The following is a 17,457-nucleotide window of genomic DNA, read 5'->3' on the forward strand; positions in this document are numbered from 1 at the left end:
TCGCCATCCCCAAACAGCAGGGATGGCGGGTAAACAGTGGCAACCGCAATCAGTGTTGGGTCGGCACGTCCTGTGGCATTTGCTCCGGCAGGTTAAGCAACTTGCGCTTCGCGGCCACTTCTTTCGCGTCGACGGCAGGTGCTGCATTGCCCCATGCGTTACGGATATAGGTCGCCGCCGCCGCCACCTGCTCATCGGTAAATTTCCAGGCGAAGCTCGGCATTGCGCCGCTGGTTGGATTACCCTGCGTCACCGCGCCTCTGCCACCTTGCAGAATGGTGGTAATAATCGATGAGGCGTCCGGTCCCATAATCGCCGGGTTATCCGCCAGGCTGGCCGCCAGATTCGGAATGCCTTTACCGTCGCTGTTATGGCAGGCGGTGCAGTTGATGGAATAAATATTTTCACCCATTTTCATCTGCGCGCTGTCCATTTTCAGCGGTTCTGGTTTCTGCCGATCGGAACCCGGCTGGGATTTCAGATAGACGGCGATAGCCCGCAAGTCTTCATCAGTCAGATGCTGCGTCGAGTGAGTGACGGCTTCTGCCATTGGGCCTGCGGCGACCGCAACATGGTTGCTGCCAAGCTTCAGGTAGTCGACGATCTGATCTTCAGACCAGTTACCAATACCGGTATAGGTATTGCTGGTAATTTCCGGCGCGTACCATTCGCTCAGGTTACTGCCCTGCAAATAGGCGCTGGTGTCACCACCGATAATATTTTTCGGCGTATGGCAGGCCGCGCAATGCTCCAGACCCTCAACCAGATAAGCGCCGCGGTTCCACTGCGCTGACTGGCTGGCATCCGGGGTAAAGCCGCTGTTTTTAAAGAACAGCAGGTTCCAGCCCATCATCGCCAGGCGAATATTATACGGGAACGGCAGTTGGGTTTCCGGCACCGCGTAATTCACCGGTTTTACCGAACGCATATACATCCAGAGATCGTGCATATCCCGATCGCTGACCTTGATATACGCATTGTACGGCATCGCCGGATAGAGGTTTTCTCCGTCTTTGCCTTTACCGTGGCGTACCGCGCGATAAAAATCGCGTTCGGTCCAGTTACCAATACCGGTTTCGGCATCCGGGGTAATATTGCTGGCATAGATGCCGCCGAACGGCGTGCTGATGGCGTAGCCGCCGGCGAAAGCATTTTTGCTCTCCGGTGCGGTATGGCAGGCAACGCAGTCACCCGCAATCGCAATATATTTCCCGCGCTTAACGGCATCGGCGTCAGCCGTGGTTAACGGTTGTTTCATCAGTATCGTATTGTCGGCAACATTATCTGCTGAGGTATTACCATTCTGATAAAGCAGCACGCCCGCCACCACGGCGGCGACTGCAACCGCAACGCCGGCTAATTTTATTTTATTCATCTCACACCTTTACCAGTGGGCCAGGGTTTTTCAGGTACCGATCGATAATGGCTTTGGCTGTCCAGAGGCTCAGTGCGCCGATGGTTCCGGTCGGATTGTATCCGGCGTTATTCGGGAATGAAGAGGCACCGAGCACGAACAGGTTGTGCATATCCCAGCTCTGTTGATAGCGGTTAAGCACGCTGGTCTGCGGATCGGTACCCATTACCGCACCGCCAATGGTGTGATCGCTGGCGAAGTTAAACGGCGAATATTTACCGGCAGCGGAGTTGGTGCCGATAACGATTTTCGCGCCCATGGCTTTGCCAATCTCAACACTTTTCTCTTCGATAAATTTCGCTGAGCGACGATCGTTTTCGTTGTAATCGAAGGTGACGCGCACCAGCGGATTCCCGTTGTCATCCTTGTATTCCGGGTCGAGGTCAAGATAGTAATCTTCATGCGAGAAGCTGGTTCCCTGGCCGAAGATAAAGGTGCCGTTCTGAAAGGCGTGGGTGTAGGCTTTTTTCCACTCTTTGCCCCAGCGCGGCGTTCCCGGCGGCAGGGCATCCGCGTTACCAATCGGACGTGCACCGCGTGCCACCACCAGGATTCCGGCACCGCCGATAAAGTCCAGATCGCTGTGGTCGAAGTTGTCGCCGTTAAAGTCATCGACCTGCTGGGAAAGTGCGCCTGCGCCAATGTACTGATTGAGGTTCTCGTCTTCAAAGAACAGGCTGGCACCGGAAACCGTCTGGAAACTGTAAGCGCGACCGACCACACCGGTTTTGCTCACCGGATCGTAAGGCTTGCCGATTTTCGACAGCAGCAGCAGGCGGACGTTTTGCATCTGGAAGGCGGATAAAATCACGATGTCCGCAGGTTGTTCCCACTCCTGCTTATTGCGGTCGATATAGGTCACGCCGGTCGCGGTTTTGCCATCAGCGGCTTTATTGACTCTTACCACCGCCGAATCGGTCAGCACGGTAAAGTTCTCACGCTGCATCAGTGCCGGCACCACGCAGGCATTCGGGCTGGATTTGGAGAAATTGCCGCAGCCGTAGAACAGGCAATAACCGCAATAGGTACACGGCCCCATCCGCACGCCAAGTGGGTTAACATACGCCCGTGATGCCTGGCCCGCTGGCACCATAAACGGGTGCTGGCCGAGGGATTTCGCCGCATCGCGGAACAGATCGGTCAGACGCATGCTCTCAAGCGGCGGTAACGGATATTCGCTGCTGCGGTTGCCTTCAAAGGGGTTACCGTCTTCAATCACTTCACCGTTTAATTTCCCGGCTTTACCAGAAACCCCGGCAATCTTCTCAAAACGGTCGTAGAAAGGTTCCAGTTCATCATACGTGACGCCCCAGTCCTGCAAAATCAGGCCCTTAGCGATTTTCTGTTTGCCGTAGCGCTCAACGGTCTGGGTATAGGGTTGCAGGTCAAATGGCGTAAAGCGCCAGGCCATACCTGCCCAGTGGGTACCGGAACCGCCGACGTTATAGCCGAGTTCGTTAAGGTTCCAGTCGCGGGAGGGCAGCGCAGTTTCCAGCCGATTATTACGGAAAGTGGTGGTTTCAATCGCGGGCGGCAGCAACATGCTGCGGCGGGTATCCCAGCGCAGTTCATCAGTATCAATCGATGGCGGGAAGTCAGTGGCGGTTTCAAACCAGGGGCCACGCTCTATGGCAACGACATTCAGACCTGCACGCGTCAGCTCTTCTGCGATCAGAGAGCCGCACCAGCCCAGGCCGACAATGGCGACATCAGCTTTAGGACGGACATTTTTCATTATTAAAACTCGTTATCGCTCAATTACTTAAAATGCCAGCTTACAGATTGTTATCAATCAGGCTGGTAGGGATAATATTTAGCTTCTGCCCTTTCTTGCTCAGCAGATCGCGGAAGTCATAGCGTGCGCCAGGAAAACCGATCATTTTCCAGCTTGCCATGTCCTTGTTGCCACCATAGAGAGGGTCAGAGAGAAAGCCTTCGCGCACGTTTTGCAGCAGTAATTCGAACAGCACTTTGGTCTCGACTTGTGGACCGAGATCGAGTTGATCGGCCTCCATCGCGTGCAGCAACTTATCCTGCTGATCGCCGTCGAGGTCGACAAAGTTTTTGCCGAACTGTTTCTGCGTGGCAACGTCCAGCGCGGCCAGCCCCTGGCGATAACGTTGTGCCGGAGTGAGGGGAGACTGTGGACCTTGTTCCGGCGTCCCTTTCACAAAGCGACCGAGGCGATAGACCGTGACGGCATTGCCGTAATCACCGGCTAACTGGCGGTCGATAAAAGTGGCGCAGCCGGCTTCTTTACCACTGATGCTCATCTCGTCGGCGGGGATAAAGCGCTCGGCAATGGCACCGACAGTGGCGAACTCATGCGCCGTCAGATACTGTAGTCCGCCTTTTTTCGGCGGCGGCGGCGGGGTAAAGATTTTTCCCGGCTCCCAGGGTTGCCCGCCACTGACTTCTGCGGCGTTCGTGGCTGGCAAAGACGTTGCCAGCCCGATGGCGGCAAAGGACTGAAGGAATTGTCTTCGTTTCATTAAATTTCCCTGTCATCAAATTCATTACGTTCGGATGCTAAATAACCGCACCGCGGCTAAAAAATCGTTGCCATCAAGAAAAAAATTAATAGTTATCTCAGACTGAATTAATCAGCCCGGCACAATGGCTTAGCAAGTTTTTACCAAAAAAAGATGGTGATACGGGCTTATTCTGCAAGCCGTAAACCAGAGATGAGATAGTTGTTATTTACATAGAATTAATGAAATTAATAAAAAAGTAACATCGGCGCTATAGTAAATTGTCCCTGGAAAAATGTGTACTTTTACGTTGATGGTTTTCCATCAAGCCAGCAGCGGTGCGGGTTGGCAACGGTAACAGCAATAATTTAGCGGCGGTGATAATTAAAGTGATTGAGTTATCTGGCCTTTTTTACTGTTGTGGCCGGGCGGAGAGAGAGGCATGTAGTCAGTGATTTAGCCGGTTATTAACAGTTACGCAAAAGGCGATCTTTTTTTGCAACAATTACCGCCTTGCAGGAAAGAGTCAGCGCAGCATAATAACCCCGCTTAATCAAATTCGCGCCGATTTTGCAAAAGATCCGGAATGATTAACTATTGTACATAAATGATGACTTGCTGACTGGTATTACATTTTCAACAGATTTGGCACGATGGAAAAATAATGAAAAAGCTCACTCTGGATAGGCTGGCGCAGATGGCAGGCGTTGGTGTGGCAACCGTCGACCGGGTGCTTAACGAGCGCGGAGGCGTTTCGCCGGAGACCGCGCGCAAAGTCTTACAGGCGGCACGTGAACTTGGCCTGAAGCGGGTATTGCCTGAGGAGTATAAACAGCCGTGGCATATCGAAGTGATTCTCAGTGGCAATGGCTCGTTCTTCTTTAAGCAACTTGCCAAAGATTTCAGTGAGATTGCCAGTTCACTCGGCTACCAGCGGGTTAAGCTCAGCCGCACCTTTGTGGCTGAATCCGAGCCAGAAAAGCTGGCGCGTCATCTGATTAACTGTACAAAAAAGCGTGACGGCATCATCGTCTTTGCTCAGGATAACCCCGCCGTTCACCACGCGCTGGAACACTGTCGCGATCAAGGGATGCCGGTGATTACCATTGTCACCGATCTTCCACACGCCAGCCGCTTATGTCATGTCGGCATTAATCAACTGCAAGCCGGGCGCACCGCAGGGCTGTTAATGGGCAGCATGTCGCGCGTCGCGGGTGAGGTGATTATGGTCAGTGGCAGTTTTGATTACACGGCCCATCGCCAGCGTATCGAGGGTTTTCGCCAGGTGATTCAGCAGCGTTTTCCGCATATCACCCTGCGGGAAGTGCTGGTGGGGCAGGATCAGCGCGAGAAAATTCATCGTCTGCTGAGTAAAAATCTTGAAAATGCGGCCAGCGTGGTGGGCATTTATAATACCGGTTCCGGCAATACCGAGGTCAGTGAAGTGTTAGCCGGATGCGGATTGCTGGGCAGCTGTACCTATATCACTCACGAACTGTACAGCTTAACGCGTCGGTTATTGGCAGCGGATCAGCTCAATCTGGTGCTGGATCAGAATGCCCGTCAGCACGCCCAGCTGGCGTTAGATATTCTGTTAAAGAAATTAGAAAACCAGATTGAACCGGATATTTATCAGAGCGGAAAGGTCGATTTTAAACTCGTTACCGCTGAAAATTATGCGTAAGCGGCGGCTGATGCAGGTATTACGGCACCACGCCGCCATTTTTCACCAAAGAAATAAACAGATCGCGGATGCGATCCTGGTGCGCGCTATTCCAGATAATTCCAACATCCCAGCCTGAATAGGGGCCATACAGCGGAATCATTTCGATGCCCGAGGGCGCGATATACACCGCGCTTTCCGGCACAATGGCGCTGCCGATGCCGGCGGCTACCATGGCAATCAGCGTCTGAATATCATTGGCCTGCTGCACTACCTGCGGCTCGACCTGATTAAAGCGCATAAACCTCGCTATTTGGCGATTAAGCCCCGGGCCTCTGTCGGCAGACAACTGCAATAGCGGTAGCCCGGCGAACGCCTGATAATGCCCGGGGGCATTCAGCTGGGCATTGATCAGGTCTTTCTCTTTTTGCGGCACCGCCAACACCAGTGATTCTGCTTTCAGTGCAATGCCGGTCAACGGCGGCTCGACCGGCAAACGCATAAAGGCCAGCTGTAAACGCCCGGACAGTAAGGCATCCACTTGCACTGCCGAGGGCATATCTTCGAGGCTGACAGTAATTTCAGGCCAGCTGCGCCGAAAATGTGCCACCAGTTCGGGTGCCACTTTAATCCCGGACAGGCCAAAACCTATCGCCAGATTGCCGGTTTTTCCCCGCGCGACATTCAGCGCCAGTTGGCGAAACTCGCGCACGCCGCAGACAGCTTCCTGCGCCTTATCAACCAGTTGCATACCTGCATGGGTGAGCTGCGCACCATGGCGTCCGCGAAGAAACAGATTGACGCCCAGTTCATTTTCCAGCATCTGGATTTTTTTCGTTAACGTCGGCTGGGTGATAAAAAGCTTATGCGCGGCTTCGCGGTAGTTTTTGGTTTCGGCCAGCATCACGAATGCCTGTAACAGTCGAATATCCATTCCGTTTCGTTATCAATCGCAGATTAATTTTGATTATATTTTCATCTTTTCTTGTCTTCTAATATCTGGAAAACATCGTGCCGTGACTTTGATCACAGTTGGCTAAATGCGGGTAAAGGAGGACGTTATGGAAATGCAACACTTTATCTTTTTCGTCAAAGGAAAAACCGTTGTTCCCCAGTCACTTGATGAGGCTGAAGCGGGCGAGATTATTCGCTCGGTTTTATTACAGCAATTTAACATTTCCCGCTTACATATTATCGCAAGAAATAATAAAGAGGCTTTGGATAAGTTCGCGCTAATCAGCGAAACGGCGGCAGATGATGTGCTGAAGGAGGTGGTGCTATGTTAATCCTCGGCATTACCAATAGTGATACCGCCGGAGCCTGTCTGGTTGAGGGTAACAAGATCATTGCTGCGGCGCATGAAGAGCGATTTACCCGGATCAAAGGCCATAAAGTCTGGCCACAAATGTCGATTGATTTTTTATTGAAATCTACAGAAAAAACCTTAGCGGACGTGGATGTCGTCGCCTACGGCTGGAAGGCCGGATTTAATGAGGAGTATTGCCTTAATTTATATGTCGAGCGGATTATTTATGAATGCATCAATAATTTTAATAATGTGAATATTTTAAAGAAAAGAATTGCCGATGAAATGATTAATGATGCCGGAAAAAGAGCCGAGTTCGATCGTTTTATTGCGGATAATAATCTGCACAACAAAGTGATGTATATCGACCATCATGACACGCACGCGTGGGGAGCCTGGCTGTGCTCACCCTTTGATCAGGCGCTGGTAATGACCTGTGATGGCAGAGGCGACTTTATTTCGTTAACCGTGCGTTATATTGATAACGGCAGTGAGGTGGTGCTGCAACGGGAAACCACGCTCGACAGTCTTGGCTATTTTTATGGTCGGATCACCCATTTGCTCGGTTTTAAACCCAACCGCCATGAAGGTAAAATCACCGGACTGGCGGCGCATGGCGACCCGCTCAAGGCGCTGCCGCTGATGCGCAAAATGATAGAGGTGCGCGATAGTCGGCTGATTGCCAACTGTGGCGATTATTATCTGCCGTCTTATCATTGCTACTCAGAAAAGCTGATCAATGAAATCAGGAGCTTTTCCCCACAGGATATTGCCGCTGCGGCACAAAAACATATCCAGGATATTATCGCGGCAATTCTGCTGCCGTATGTGAAAAACTATAAGGCTAAGAATATCTGTCTGGCGGGGGGGCTATTTGGCAATGTCCGACTCAACCAATGTGTCCGCGAGCTGGCCGGTGTTGACAATGTTTTTGTCCTTCCCTGCATGGGGGATGAAGGATTACCGCTGGCGGCAGCGGTGACAGCATTGTGGCGTAAAACAGCAAATCGCTGTTTGCTCAACAGTATGGCGCTCGGCCCCGAATTCAGTAACCGTCAGATTGAGGATATTTTATCGCAACAGAGCGATTTGAAAGTTGAGCAGCCAGGGGATCTGTCTAAAGAGATTTTAATGTTGCTGCGTTCAGACGCCATTCTGGCGTTTTTCCGGGGTCGTATGGAGTTTGGCCCCCGTGCGCTTTGTCAGCGCAGCATCATCTATCACGCCAATAATAAGGATGTGAATATCTGGCTGAATAAAAAACTGCAGCGCACTGAGTTTATGCCTTTTGCTCCGGTAACGGCGGATAATCTGGCAGAGTTCTGTTTCTGTAACTGGTCTGGCGAGGATAAGTCGGCAGAATTTATGACCATTACTTATAACTGTAAACCAGTCATGACCGCGCGCTGTCCGGCGACCGTACATGTTGATAATACCGCTCGTCCTCAAATTGTCAGCGAAGAGAGCGACCCTTTTATGTATACCTTAATCAATAAATGGTACCAGTTATCTGGTCAGCCTTGCCTGGTCAACACCTCATTTAATCGTCACGAAGAGCCAATAATTAATACTCCACAGCAGGCACTGTCCGTTTTGCGTGAAGGGGCGGTGGATGCGGTGATATTTAATGATAAATTCCTCGTAACAAGGAACAATTAATGAAAGCATGTGAGTCAAAATGGATTAATACGATTTTGTTTGATCTGGATGGGGTGATTATCGACTCCAATGAAGCCATTGTTAACGCCTGGAAAACCACTGCCAGAGAATATGGTTGTGATATTTCCCCCGAACAGATAGAAAAGTATATTATCGGTGCATCGCATAAATATACGCTGGAAAATATCTTTCCGCATTTCAGCCCTGAATTACGCGAAGTGATTCATAAAAAGGTCGATCAACGGGAGGCTGAGGCGGAGTGCGTGTTGATTCATGGTCTGAAGACACTGTTGTTTCAGCTAAAAAAGTGCCCGGTTAATATTGGTATTGTTACCAGCAGCTGGCCGGAGAAAATCAATAACGTGCTGGATCAGCATAACCTGCATATCTTTAGCTGCATTGTCTCCCGGCACGACGTGGTGCGCGGCAAGCCTGATCCACTGCCGTATACCACGGCGATAGAGCGCCTGAAAACCCGGCCAGAACTGACGTTAGTCTTTGAGGATTCGGATAACGGAATTATTTCGGCGCTGACGGCAGGAGCGCACTGTATCGCCATTAATAATGTCAATAACCGTGACATCCTGTCGGTGCCTGACTTTAGTGCCATTAGCGTCAGTGAAAAACAGCTTGATTATCATTTCCTTGGCAGCACGCAAGGCCTGAGCTGCATAACCAGCGATTAAGGTGTTGGGCTGGCATAATTTTTTATGCCAGCCCGCGTTAGCCTGGTGTTAAAATAAAACAGACAGCGCCGTTTTGCCGTGTTAGTGTGATGTCTCAATAAGCAATAATGAAGGTTTTTATCTTAAATTTAAAATTCAAATGCCCGTGTTGCCACGGTCATCAGTATCGCTCTTCCCTGTATGACGTCTCCCCAAAGAATCCTCATGGTGCAGTCTGTATCTTCTGTAAATCCGGTATGACAGTGAGCTATCTCGCGGTCTCGACGGCGATTGCTGATTTCCGCAACAGCCTGTAACAACGCTTCTTTTTGATTTATGAGTTCAGCTCATTGCATCAAGCAGATAATGCAGATAGTTTTTTTCGCCTGCGCTTCTTAAGGTAATGGGGTGTGATGGATGGCCATTGCCATACTCCAACCTGATGCCGGAGGAGAATATGCAACAACGTAAACTGGGTAGCCACGGCCCTGAAGTCTCAGCGCTGGGGCTTGGCTGCATGGGACTGAGCTTCGGCTATGGTCCGGCAACCGATAAGCAACAGGCGATTAAGCTAATCCGCACTGCGGTTGAGCGTGGCGTTACCTTTTTTGATACCGCCGAGGTCTACGGCCCTTTTACCAATGAAACCCTGTTGGGTGAAGCGCTGGCTCCGTTCCGTGATCGGGTGGTTATCGCCAGTAAATTTGGCTTTGATCTGCCGCAACCCGACAACCAGCAAATTCTCAACAGTCGCCCGGAACATATCCGCCAGGCGGTGGAAGGTTCGCTGAAACGCCTGAATATTGAAGCTATCGATCTGCTTTATCAGCACCGTGTTGATCCGAATGTGCCGATCGAAGATGTTGCCGGTACGGTTAAGCAGCTGATTGCGGAAGGTAAGGTCAAACATTTTGGTTTGTCCGAAGCCGGAGTACAGACTATTCGTCGCGCCCACGCGGTACAACCTGTCGCGGCATTGCAAAGTGAGTATTCACTGTGGTGGCGTGAGCCAGAGCAGGAAATTATCCCGACGCTGGAAGAACTGGGCATTGGTTTTGTGCCATTCAGCCCGTTGGGAAAAGGTTTCCTGACCGGAGCGATCAACGAAAACACCGCCTTTGACAGTTCCGACTTCCGCAATAAAGTGCCACGCTTCAGTGCCGGGGCGCGTAAAGCCAACCAGATCCTGGTGGATGAGCTGGTCAATATCGCCAGGCAGAAAGACGCCACGCCGGCGCAGATTGCTCTGGCCTGGTTGCTGGCGCAGAAGCCGTGGATAGCGCCAATTCCCGGCACCACCAAACTGCATCGGCTGGCAGAGAATATTGCTGCAGCGCAACTGACACTTTCAGCGCAGGAACTGAGCCTGATTGACAGTGCGCTGGCGGGGATTGAAGTACAGGGCGCGCGCTATCCGGAAGCGCTACAGAAAAGGGTTGGGCGTTAACGCTTTGTGATGTGATGCCGGGGGCGACCCTCGGCACGGGCGGCGAAAAGCCGCCCCTCTGAAATATCGGCGAATTTATTCTGCTGAATAGCGTAGCGCGTCAATCAGCAAGGCAAATGCCACGGTATGCTGTTTACGGCTGGGGTAATAGAGGTAATAGCCTGGAAAAGCAGGGCACCAGTCATCCAGCACCGTTTGCAGTTTTCCGTCGGCGACGGCCTCGATAATGGTGTCTTCCGGCACGATCGCCAGACCGATACCGGCTATTGCGGCGTCAATACGCGGTTGCAGATTATTAAACGTTAGCTGGCCTTCAACCCGTACGCGCAGTTCGTGCTGATCTTTTTCAAACTCCCACGCATACAGCCCGCCCATGGTGGGTAAGCGCATATTAATACAGTTATGATGCTGCAAATCCTGCGGAGTTTGCGGCCTGCCGCAGCGTGATAAATAGTCGGAAGAACCGACAACGGCCATGCGCATCTCTGGGCCAATCCGCACAGCTATCATATCTTTGGCGACCTGTTCACCCAGCCGGACGCCGGCATCAAAACGACCGCTGACAATATCCGTCAGCGTATTGTCACTGACAATTTCGATATTAATTTCGGGATAAGCCTTCAGGAATTTCTCCAGTGCTGGCCAGAGCGCAGATCGCAGCGCATGTTCACCGGCATTAATACGAATATTCCCGGCGGGTTTATTACGCATTTCGCTTAGCGCAATCAGCTCGCTTTCAATTTCTGCAAAGCGCGGCCCGAGAGCATTAATTAACTTTTCACCAGCTTCCGTCGGCGCAACGCTGCGGGTGGTGCGGGTTAACAGCCGTAAATCCAGACGTTCTTCCAGACCCCGAATCGCGTGGCTTAATGCTGATTGCGAGACTCCCAGCTTCGCCGCCGCTTTGGTAAAGCTTTTCTCTCTGGCAATCACGATCAGTGAAAGTAAATCATTGAAGTTATCTTTTAACATCGGCGGTTCCGTAATCGGCGAGGAAGTGAATTAAGATAGTACGTGGCGGATCGCACGTGATAAGAGGGGCTAAATGTGTACGCAGAAAAACCGAAGGAGGATTCCTCCGGTAAGTCAGAGATTACTGCGGATACTGCTCGTCGCTGACATGTTCCAGCCAGTCGACCGCTTTACCCTCGAGGGATTCGGCGATGGCGATATGGGTCATCGCACAAGTGGATGAAGCGCCATGCCAGTGTTTTACCCCCGGACGAATCCAGATGATATCGCCTTTGCTGATCACCTGGGCCTCTTTACCCCACTCCTGCACCAGCCCTTCGCCTTCAGTGACAATCAGAGTCTGCCCGAGCGGATGGGTGTGCCAGGCGGTACGTGCTGCCGGCTGGAAGGAGACCGTCGCGCCACCCACGCGTGCCGGTTCGCTGGCCTGGAACGGCGCATTGATTGCTACCGAACCGGTAAAGTAATCAGCCGGGCCTTCTGCGGTCGGTTTAGCGCCGTTTTTAATAATATCAATCATCAAATTTTCCTTTGCGAAGAGGGGCGATGTTTCGTACCGATGATGATAAAGCATCGCACGCGTCAGACTATGGATGAAAATAATTAGAGCTTATGAGCAAAATTCATTAATGAGATGCGAATAAGTCGGGAAGGGGATTTATCAGAAATAAGAATTATTATCAAAAATAATTGTGTTTATTTATTCAATAAACTGACTGTCACGGGTGGTGACTATATTTCCCCTCTTGTCGCATAAATTATCGCCATATTTGTGTTAATAACTGATTTATTCGAATTTACTGACAGGTGAACAGAAAGTTATCGACTGGTAAAGAAACGCTATTTGTGATTAAAATTAATAAAAACACAAAATGGCTATAAAGCTTACAATTTGTAATACATGCATCCATGTTATTATTTATTTGGTTCTAATTTCGTAACATTTATTAACTTTGTTATTACTTTTAAGCATGTGAGAGTCGTAATGCTATGCTGCTTCAAAAAGAGACTTCCCGCCGTAAGTTTTTAATCGGCTCGCTGATGGCGTTACCGGTCAGCGATATGATTTTCAAAGGTCTGACTGCTGCCGAGGCGGCAGAAATGGCCGCACCCGACCTGCTGGACTATAAACCTGTCTTCTTTACTGCCGATCAGTGGCAGTTCGTGATGGCTGCCTGCGACCGTTTAATCCCGGCCGGTGGTAAAGGGAAAGCGCCTGGCGCGCTGGAAACCAATGTGCCGATCTTTATCGATCAGCAGTTGCATGGCGATTTGGGTGAAGAAATCTATATGCAGGGGCCGTTCGAGCCGCACGCGCCTGCCACTATGGGTTATCAGATTCCTTACCGCCCGCAGCAAATTTTCAAAATCGGTATTGAGCTGACCAATCGCTGGTGCCAGCAGCACTATCAGCAGCCTTTCCGTCAGTTATCCGATCAGGATAAAGAGACGGTGCTGACGCAGTTACAGAAAAATGAGATCGACTTTGCCAGCATGGGTGAAGACGCCCTGAAACCTTCACAATTCTTCAGCGAACTGCTTTCTGAAACCAAACACGGCTATCTCTCCGATCCGATGTACGGTGGCAATAAAGGCATGAAAGCATGGATTGCCATTGGCTTTCCCGGTGCACGCGCCAGCTACCTGGAGTGGGTTAAACAGCACAACGTGCCTTATCCATTAGGCCCGGTGAGTGTGCAGGGCGCACGCGCCTGAACCGTTTGAGTTTTTTTAGTTTTTTGCAGATTGACAGGGTTAACAATGGCACAGCTGAATAAAGAAGAAGTCGACGTTGTCGTGGTCGGCCTGGGATGGGCTGGCTCGCTGATGAGTATCGAGCTGGCAATGGCAGGATTAAAAGTCCGTGCACTGGAGCGCGGCCCGGATCGTAAATACGATGCGTTTGCCTATCCGAAACCGGCCGACGAATACGCATACGCGGTCCGTAATAAAGTGATGGCGACCCCGGCAGAAGCGGCGGTAACCGTGCGTCATAATATGCGTCAGACCGCCTTACCAACGCGCAAATGGGGGGCATTCTGCCCGGGTAACGGTGTGGGCGGTTCTGGCCTGCACTGGACGGCGGTATTGATCCGTCCAACACCCACCGATCTGAAACTGAAAACCTATGCCGATCAGGCATATAAACCGGGTATTCTCGCCGAAGAGATGGAAATCGGTGATTTCCCGTTTAGCTGGGACGAGATCGAACCTTACTACGAAAAGTTTGAGATGATCTGTGGTCAGTCGGGACAAACCGGCAACCTGCGCGGTCAGATTCTGGAAGGTGGCGATCCGTTTGAAGGCCCGCGTGCGAATCCGTTTCCGCTGCCGCCACTCGACGACACCCTGAACAACACCCTGTTTTCAAAAGCGGCGAAAAAGCTCGGCTACCATCCGTTCCCGAATCCGTCCGCCTGTGTTTCCCGTCCATGGACCAACCCGTACGGCAACCAGATCGCGCCTTGTAACTATTGCGGTTATTGCAGTAAATATCCGTGCCTGAACTACTCGAAAGCCTCGCCGCAAACCGCGATTATGGACGCGTTGAAGCGCATGGATAACTTCTCCTATGAAGTGCATGCCAACGTAATGAAAGTGGTGCTGCATGATGATAAGAAAACCGCCAAAGGCGTGCTTTACATTGATGAGCAGGGTAACGAGTGCTTCCAGCCCGCGAAAATCGTGGTACTGAGCGGCTTCCAGTTCGTTAACGTGCGCCTGATGCTGCTTTCCGGCATTGGTCAACCCTATAACCCGATCACCAATGAAGGTGTGGTTGGGCGTAACTATGCCTTCCTGAGCAACGGCGGCGCGACGCTGTTCTTTAAAGACAAAAACTTCAATCCGTTCGCCACGGCGGGTGCCACCGGCCAGATGTTTAATGATATTTCGCCAGGCAACTTTGATGGTCCGTCGCTGGGCTTTATCGGCGGGGCGAAGATCCACAGTTCTCAGGCAACCGGCACGCCAATCAGTACCGCGTTACCAAAAGGTACGCCAGGCTGGGGCAGCGGCTGGAAAGAGGGGCTGGAAGAGTGGTACGGCCATTCGATGAAGATCAGCATCACCACCACCTGTATGTCCTATCGCGATATCTATCTCGATCTCGACCCGAACTACAAAGATGAGTACGGCTATCCGTTGCTGCGCATGACCTTTGACTGGAAAGAGAACGAGCTGAAACTGCAACAGCATCTGCGCGGCATCGTCGGCGATATCACCAAAGAGCTGAATCCGGACAGTTACAGCGAAAGCTTCCTCGGTATGGATGCGCATTTTGATCTGACCAAATACGTCTCTACTCACAACGTCGGTGGCGCAGTGATGGGCGAGTCACCGAAAACGTCTGCGCTGAACCGTTACCTGCAAAGCTGGGATGTGCATAACGTGTTTGTGCCGGGCGGCAATGCTTTCCCGCAAAACTTCCAGGCCAACCCGACCGATACCATTGGTGCCATCACCTTAATGGCGGCGCAGGCGATCAAAGATCAGTATCTGAAAAATCCGGGCCCACTGGTACAGGCATAAGTGAGATGAAAATGATCAATGCTAAAGGTTTTTTTATCGCCAATGCACTGGTGGCAGCACTGGGTTGGGGTGCCAGCGCGCACGCTGATGATGCTGAGCTGATTAAGCGAGGCGAGTATATTTCGCGGCTGGGTGACTGTAGTGCCTGTCACTCGATTCCGGGCAAAGCTGAGTTTTCTGGTGGACTGGCAATCGAGTCGAATCTTGGCACGATTTATTCGACCAATATCACCCCCGATAAGCAGCATGGTATCGGTAATTATACCGAGCAGCAGTTTGCTGATGCGGTGCGCAAGGGCGTGTTGCCGGATGGCACTCGCCTGTATCCGGCGATGCCTTATCCTGATTATGTGAAGATCAACGATGAGGATATGCACGCGCTTTACACTTACTTTATGCAGGGCGTGAAGGCAAGTGCAGAGCAGCCAGCGGAAACCGATCTCAGCTTCCCGTTTAGCCAGCGCTGGGGCATGCGTTTCTGGAACTGGGCGTTCACCAGTGATACGCCTTTCCAGCCAATTGGCGGTGCTTCTGCGCAGATAAACCGTGGTGCCTATCTGGTCGAAAGCCTGGGTCACTGCGGCAGCTGCCATACTCCGCGTGGCCTGGGTATGAATGAGAAAGCCCTCGACAGCAGCGATCCGCAGTTCCTTGCCGGTGGCAATCTTAACGGCTGGGAAGTACCGACCCTGCGTGGCATGCCGCGCTGGAGCGAGCAGGAGATTGTCGATTATCTGGCGACCGGACGTAATGACAAGGCGGCGGTGGGCGGTGAAATGACCTCGGTGGTTGAGCACAGTACCTCGTATATGACCGACGACGATTTGCAGGCGATTGCCGCTTATCTGAAATTCCTCGGCGGCAATCCACCGCTGGTGAAAGGCGATACGCAAGCGGCACAGGCCACCGAAGCCAAACTGACGGCGGCGAAAAACCTGACCACTGGCGAACGTCTTTACCTTGATAACTGCGGTGCCTGCCACTTTGTTACCGGCAAAGGTTCTCCGGGCATTTTCCCGGAGCTGGATCAGGCGACGATCGTGAATGCGCAGGAGCCCGGTGGTTTGATCCATACCATTCTTGCGGGCGCACAGCAGCCCTCTACTGCGCGTGCACCTTCAACGTTGGTGATGCCTGGTTTTGCCGGGCGTCTGAATGATGATGAAGTGGCGCAGCTGGCGACCTTTATCCGTCAGGGATGGAGCAATAACGCTGCTGCGGTCAGTGCAGATCAGGTGAAAAAGATCCGTGAAAACCTGAAACACTGATAATCGGTGATAAATCCGGGCGGTGGAAACATCGCCCGGCGTTCATGTCGTTGCTGTTCACAAGCTGCTGAAAATTCCTTCCGGCCTTTCTGGCTAAATCTGCTCAATATCGCAATAAATTTAACATTCACAAATCTTATCAATTAATTTTACTTGAGTGAATTTCAACATCACCGGATTAATTCAACGATTTATCCGATTGTATTTTAATAATTTCTTAAAATATACTCATCGCGCTTATTAACAACTATTTCAATTTATTAATACCTCTTAGCGAAAAACTGACAACACAGGACGTCATACCATGAAGAACACTCAGGTTGCCCCGCTGCTTGCTACCCTTATTTCTGCAATATTATTGACCGCATGTTCTGGCGGTGGCGGTGGCGGTGACGACGGCCCGGCAGTCACCAATGAAACGCCAGCCTCTGGCGGTAGCGGCACGGATAACGGGAATTCTGATAACAACGGCGCGGGCGAAAACAGCGCTTCCATTCCGGCCAGTAAAGCAACTGCGGGTTCGATCACCGCTTACACCTACGTTGCGCCGAACGGCAAACAGTATGTTCTGCGCAACGGCGGTATTTCTGCTGGTGGTCTGACGCAGTTAACTATCGGCGGTGAAGCGATCACTTACTGCTGCGGCCGTATGAGCTACACCAACTACGGCAGCTGGTCCGCCGCTGACGGTCAGACTTCCGCAGTGTTTTACACCGGCGAAGGCACCGCGGCCAGTGCCGTGCCAACTCAGGGCAGTGCAACCTATACCGGTAGCGGGATCCGTGGCAGCAGTGTGGCAGACGCCACCTTTAACGTCGATTTTGCCGCGAAAACAATTAAAGGTAACGTGAGCGGCGACAGCGCCTTCGGCTCAGCGATTGCCATGCAGGGCAACATTGAAGGCGGAGGCTTTAAAGGCAGCGCGCAGACGGGTAGCCAGACCGGCACCTTTGTTGGTCATTTTAATGGGCCTCAGGCCGAGGAGCTGGGTGGTATCGCGCAGTTTGCTGACGCGAAGATGGACGCCGCATTTGGCGCGACTGCACAGAAATAAACTGTAT

16 protein-coding genes are annotated in these 17,457 nt (G+C 51.7%); 10 read left to right on the top strand and 6 right to left on the bottom strand.

All coding sequences use genetic code 11. From position 1 onward, the window contains the following. Positions 1 to 49 precede the first annotated feature (49 nt). The 3 genes from NG42_RS12450 to NG42_RS12460 are packed head-to-tail and all read right to left on the bottom strand — an operon-like array spanning position 50 to position 3,906. Positions 50 to 1,375: a c-type cytochrome gene (locus tag NG42_RS12450; protein WP_052899762.1), complete on the bottom strand. Its 1,326-nt coding sequence runs from the start codon at positions 1,373 to 1,375 to the stop codon at positions 50 to 52. Position 1,376: 1 nt separating this feature from the next. Next, complete coding sequence (locus NG42_RS12455; protein WP_052899763.1) at positions 1,377 to 3,149, bottom strand: GMC family oxidoreductase; 1,773 nt, start codon at positions 3,147 to 3,149, stop codon at positions 1,377 to 1,379. 40 nt (positions 3,150 to 3,189) lie between these two features. Next, a complete protein-coding gene (locus NG42_RS12460; RefSeq protein ID WP_052899764.1) occupies positions 3,190 to 3,906 on the bottom strand; it encodes a gluconate 2-dehydrogenase subunit 3 family protein in 717 nt (238 codons plus the stop codon). 643 nt (positions 3,907 to 4,549) lie between these two features. Between NG42_RS12460 and NG42_RS12465 the strand changes: the two genes are divergently transcribed. Further along, complete coding sequence (locus NG42_RS12465) at positions 4,550 to 5,569, top strand: LacI family DNA-binding transcriptional regulator (protein ID WP_052899765.1); 1,020 nt, start codon at positions 4,550 to 4,552, stop codon at positions 5,567 to 5,569. Positions 5,570 to 5,588: 19 nt separating this feature from the next. Here NG42_RS12465 and NG42_RS12470 read toward each other — a convergent pair whose 3' ends face one another. Further along, positions 5,589 to 6,482, bottom strand: a complete 894-nt coding sequence (locus NG42_RS12470) for a LysR family transcriptional regulator (RefSeq protein WP_052899766.1) — start codon at positions 6,480 to 6,482, stop codon at positions 5,589 to 5,591. 127 nt (positions 6,483 to 6,609) lie between these two features. On the opposite strand from NG42_RS12470, the gene NG42_RS12475 reads away from it, so the two are divergent. The 5 genes from NG42_RS12475 (at position 6,610) to NG42_RS12490 (ending at position 10,625) form a co-directional block, all read left to right on the top strand. After that, positions 6,610 to 6,834, top strand: coding sequence for a hypothetical protein (locus tag NG42_RS12475; protein WP_052899767.1), 225 nt, complete (start codon positions 6,610 to 6,612; stop codon positions 6,832 to 6,834). Next, positions 6,828 to 8,513 (top strand): carbamoyltransferase C-terminal domain-containing protein, encoded by a 1,686-nt coding sequence (locus NG42_RS12480; RefSeq protein ID WP_052899768.1) that lies wholly within the window; start codon positions 6,828 to 6,830, stop codon positions 8,511 to 8,513. Before NG42_RS12475 ends, NG42_RS12480 begins: the two co-directional genes overlap by 7 nt. Further along, positions 8,513 to 9,199, top strand: a complete 687-nt coding sequence (locus NG42_RS12485; RefSeq protein WP_053115813.1) for an HAD family hydrolase — start codon at positions 8,513 to 8,515, stop codon at positions 9,197 to 9,199. The genes NG42_RS12480 and NG42_RS12485 overlap by 1 nt, the downstream gene beginning before the upstream one ends. A gap of 107 nt (positions 9,200 to 9,306) precedes the next feature. Further along, a complete protein-coding gene (ymcF, locus tag NG42_RS23540; RefSeq protein WP_072133227.1) occupies positions 9,307 to 9,495 on the top strand; it encodes a cold shock small protein YmcF in 189 nt (62 codons plus the stop codon). A gap of 140 nt (positions 9,496 to 9,635) precedes the next feature. After that, complete coding sequence (locus NG42_RS12490) at positions 9,636 to 10,625, top strand: aldo/keto reductase (protein WP_052899769.1); 990 nt, start codon at positions 9,636 to 9,638, stop codon at positions 10,623 to 10,625. A 75-nt stretch (positions 10,626 to 10,700) separates the two neighbouring features. On the opposite strand, the gene NG42_RS12495 is transcribed toward NG42_RS12490, so the two are convergent. Together NG42_RS12495 and NG42_RS12500 are read right to left on the bottom strand one after the other, a co-directional pair. After that, positions 10,701 to 11,597, bottom strand: coding sequence for a LysR family transcriptional regulator (locus NG42_RS12495; RefSeq protein ID WP_052899770.1), 897 nt, complete (start codon positions 11,595 to 11,597; stop codon positions 10,701 to 10,703). A 121-nt stretch (positions 11,598 to 11,718) separates the two neighbouring features. Next, a complete protein-coding gene (locus NG42_RS12500) occupies positions 11,719 to 12,114 on the bottom strand; it encodes a (R)-mandelonitrile lyase (RefSeq protein WP_052899848.1) in 396 nt (131 codons plus the stop codon). Between the two features lie 473 nt (positions 12,115 to 12,587). Here NG42_RS12500 and NG42_RS12505 point away from each other — a divergent pair, with 473 nt between their 5' ends. The 4 genes from NG42_RS12505 to NG42_RS12520 all read left to right on the top strand — a co-directional run bounded on the left by NG42_RS12505 (position 12,588) and on the right by NG42_RS12520 (position 17,450). Continuing rightward, the gene (locus tag NG42_RS12505) at positions 12,588 to 13,313 is read left to right on the top strand and encodes a gluconate 2-dehydrogenase subunit 3 family protein (protein WP_052899771.1); all 726 of its coding nucleotides are present in this window, start codon (positions 12,588 to 12,590) and stop codon (positions 13,311 to 13,313) included. Between the two features lie 45 nt (positions 13,314 to 13,358). Next, positions 13,359 to 15,128, top strand: coding sequence for a GMC family oxidoreductase (locus NG42_RS12510; protein WP_052899772.1), 1,770 nt, complete (start codon positions 13,359 to 13,361; stop codon positions 15,126 to 15,128). Positions 15,129 to 15,133: 5 nt separating this feature from the next. Then, a complete protein-coding gene (locus tag NG42_RS12515; RefSeq protein WP_052899773.1) occupies positions 15,134 to 16,396 on the top strand; it encodes a c-type cytochrome in 1,263 nt (420 codons plus the stop codon). Between the two features lie 304 nt (positions 16,397 to 16,700). Beyond that, positions 16,701 to 17,450: a Slam-dependent surface lipoprotein gene (locus tag NG42_RS12520; RefSeq protein WP_053116366.1), complete on the top strand. Its 750-nt coding sequence runs from the start codon at positions 16,701 to 16,703 to the stop codon at positions 17,448 to 17,450. The last annotated feature ends 7 nt before the right edge of the window (positions 17,451 to 17,457 follow it).

This window comes from Winslowiella iniecta (genome assembly GCF_001267535.1).
Lineage (GTDB): Bacteria > Pseudomonadota > Gammaproteobacteria > Enterobacterales > Enterobacteriaceae > Erwinia > Erwinia iniecta.